Annotated in this window: 4 protein-coding genes; 1 reads left to right on the top strand and 3 read right to left on the bottom strand. The window is 29.9% G+C overall.

Features of this window, described 5'->3' with window-relative positions:
• Window positions 1-350, top strand: a 350-nt coding sequence (locus AAGV28_RS15330; RefSeq protein WP_373407628.1) for a transposase, incomplete at its 5' end; no start/stop codon positions are given.
• A gap of 225 nt (window positions 351-575) precedes the next feature.
• Here the strand turns inward: AAGV28_RS15330 and AAGV28_RS15335 are convergent.
• Genes AAGV28_RS15335 through AAGV28_RS15345 form a run of 3 tightly spaced genes read right to left on the bottom strand, consistent with a single transcriptional unit; the run spans window position 576 to window position 3,130 of the window.
• Complete coding sequence (locus AAGV28_RS15335; protein ID WP_373407629.1) at window positions 576-1,088, bottom strand: endonuclease V; 513 nt, start codon at window positions 1,086-1,088, stop codon at window positions 576-578.
• A complete protein-coding gene (locus AAGV28_RS15340) occupies window positions 1,085-1,894 on the bottom strand; it encodes an alpha-ketoglutarate-dependent dioxygenase AlkB (RefSeq protein ID WP_373407630.1) in 810 nt (269 codons plus the stop codon). The genes AAGV28_RS15335 and AAGV28_RS15340 overlap by 4 nt, the downstream gene beginning before the upstream one ends.
• A gap of 6 nt (window positions 1,895-1,900) precedes the next feature.
• Window positions 1,901-3,130: a hypothetical protein gene (locus AAGV28_RS15345; protein WP_373407631.1), complete on the bottom strand. Its 1,230-nt coding sequence runs from the start codon at window positions 3,128-3,130 to the stop codon at window positions 1,901-1,903.
• Window positions 3,131-3,295: the final 165 nt, after the last annotated feature.

Consider the following 3,295-nt stretch of genomic DNA (forward strand, 5'->3'; position numbering starts at 1 on the left):
TAAATGTGACTTTTGATTACAAAGATTACAAACAAAATGGATTTAAAAAGCAGATGATCCTGACGCATCAGGAGTTTATTCGTCGGTTTGCCATACATATTTTGCCCAAAGGATTTGTGAAAATACGGCATTACGGATTTTTGAGCAGCACTTGGAAACGGCAAAAGCTAGGTGTATTGCAATCAAAACTCCAAGTGCAACCTACTGTCAAAACAGCTAGAGCCACTAAAATCAGAAAATGCCAATGTTGCAAAACGGGCAACTTGCATACGATTCTAATTTTTGACAAACGAGGACCGCCTGAGTGGTTTCTTGGCGATAGCCAAAAAGCAAATGTCTATAAAAACTAATTTTATGGGTAAGGGAACTTATGGCCAATAGTGAAGGAAAACACGATAAAAAACCAAGCAATACACTTCAAAAAAAAGAGGACAACTAATCCTCTTGAAATATCTTATAAAACCTTTACGAAAAACCCATAGTGGACGGACATGTAATCGGTTCCGCCTGCCCGCCGAGGCGGGTTCAACAGGAGTTTCATTGTTGGCTTTTCAAGCCCAACGAAACTCTAGCTATTAGCCACAGTTTCTTTCTTTTGTTAGTGTATCTAATTTTTTTAATGTTGAAGGTATTCTATTTTCACCGTCCAATTTATCTATAAGTTCTGTTGCCTTGTCAATGTCAATTCCAATAGCTGTAATGTAAAGTGGATTTATACTTTTGCCTCTTAAAAGTTCTCTTTTATCTTTTTCTATTGTTGCAAAGTTCGTTTTCGCAACACCAATAATTGGTATTTTAGAATTTAAACTTTTGTATAAATGTCCGCCTAACCCTAATCTTTCAAAATCATCTAAAAATACAAATCCGTCAATAATAATTGCTTCAACAAATTCAAGATTTATTTTTTTATACAAACTTAAAATACAAGGCAATTCTCTTTTGTAAAATTCGCCCGAAATGTAATCTTCAATATTGTCAAGGATTTCGGAATAAATTTCATATTTAGCAGAATTAGCCCAACTTTCAAACGCTAAACATACAGTTTTTGCTTTATTGTCAAAATAATGTGTATCAAATGCCAATATCATATTGAAATATCTTTTGAGTTTTTTGGCTGTAAAGTGTCAGCAAGGCTAATCGTAAAATTTAAGAAAGGATATGCGAATTCTAAACTTTTATTTTCTTCTCCTCTAAGTTTAAAAAAAATCTTTTCTTCTTCTTCGTTCGCTAATGTTAATTGTTCGCCATTTGAGAAAAATGGTAACTTATTTTTAAATTCAAGATATGTTTTTGAAGTTCTAAACGTAATGCCTAACCATCTGTTTTCAATTAATGGCTTTTTTGTGTCATTGTCTAAAACGATTTTATGTTGATATTTCATATTGGTTTCAGTTGAAAATAGAATTACTGAATTGTGATTTAAAGAAATTTCAAACTCTTCATTGGTTGTTTTATCTTTAATTTTTAGTTTTCTATTGTTTTGTTCAGAAATGTTGTTAGGAAATTCATAACAAGAGAATACTCCAAGAAATGAATTGTCTTCTAAATCCAAACTTTGGTCAGAATGATAATTCATTTTTGAATACTGTGAATCATAAATTTCAATAAGGGCATTGTTAAAATTCTGAATTGGAAAATCATTAAGGTTATCCTTTTTTACAGTTTGATTAATTGTATTGGTAATTAAATGATGAACATCTGCAAAATTTTGTGCTGGAATGCAGTATTTACTTGTAGTTCTTACAATTGGAATTAAGTTATTTTTAATATTAACTAATTGGTTTGCTATTCTTCCGTTAGTTATTTTTTCAAATTCAACGGAATTCGATAATTCATTAAATAAGTTATTTTCAAATGGAAGAGAAATTTTATAAAATCCTAAATCAGTTGTCATACTCATTTAATAAATTGGTTTTTCATAATCCCCCAAATTCATACTGAAATGAACTTTGCCATACTCAACAACATTTTCTGTTTTGTTTTCCTCAACATAAGATGTTCTTAAGTTTTCTATAGAGTTTAATGTCATTGGTTCAAGTTTTATTAAACTGCCATTTTCTTTAATAAAAGTTTCATTGTTCATATATTTTGCTTCAACATTTGAACAACGAACCACATAACCCATTCTCACAGGGATTCTTTCCACATTTAGCATTGATGGTCTTATTTCGTGAGTATATAATCTATTTGTTGAAAGTGGTATTAGGAATGCCGAGTTTGGGTATAATGTTACACTAAATTCTTTTTCTAAACTTTCATCATTTACAGTATTTTTCAACTTAAAATGAAGTTTTGTCAATCCTGTAATTTGTTTGTAACACAAATCAAATTTATCTGTTTTGGAAGGCTTTAAGTCAGTAAATTCTGTTCGGTCATAAAAAGTGCAAAAAGCAATAAGTCCTTCTTTGGGCATATCTTTAGTTTTGTCGGAATGTGCTTTAATTTTTGCTTTTATTTCTTTTCCACTATCTTCTGATTTTTTAGTGTTTTCGTAAATTTGAGCTAAAACGTGATTAAGTTTTGTTCCTTTTTCAAAAACAAATTTTACAGACTCATTTAATTTGTTAATTATAAAATGGTCTGTTGCTCTGAAATTGTCAGTTGGTCCTGTAAAATTACTTGAGCATCGTAATAAATGAAAGTTTAATACTTCAGTATTATTTTCTATTTCTTTCAAAACTTCTGTTAGATATATACCTGTTCTAAAAGCTTTAGATTCTTTATTCGATTCTGTTAAATGTTGAAACTCGTGTTCAGATTTTATTTTGTTAAAATAGTCATTTTCCGAAAATAGATTTCTAAAGTAAACACCTGAATTGCTGATAATTATTGGGACTTCACCTAACGAAATTAGTTGAATTTTTTCATTAATTCTATTTTCATAGTTTGTAGATAAGTCTTGAATAATATAGAACTCGGTTTCTACATTTTCAGTAATAGAAAAATCTCCACAACCATAAATTTTAATGTCGTTATTTGCTTTCTGTATTTCAGAAAAGTTATTTATTACTGTACCACAAAAATTGTCAATTAGATTTTGAAGTTCAGAATTGTTTTCTTCATTTTCATTTAAAACGACAAGGATATTTTTGTCTTTACAAATTCTATTTTCAAATTGTGATACTATCATTATTTCTTGTTTTTTGTTTATGCAGTGTCTCGGTGAAATTGTGGCTAACGTTCTGCCGCTTTGCGTCTGTTGCGAACTTCGGAAGTGATTATTTTCTGTTAAAGATAAAAATTCTTGCGAAAGAAAAACGCCCGGCTTGTACAAATTTCGCAATAGCGCAAAACG

This window comes from Flavobacterium zubiriense (genome assembly GCF_041729725.1).
Classification (GTDB): domain Bacteria; phylum Bacteroidota; class Bacteroidia; order Flavobacteriales; family Flavobacteriaceae; genus Flavobacterium; species Flavobacterium zubiriense.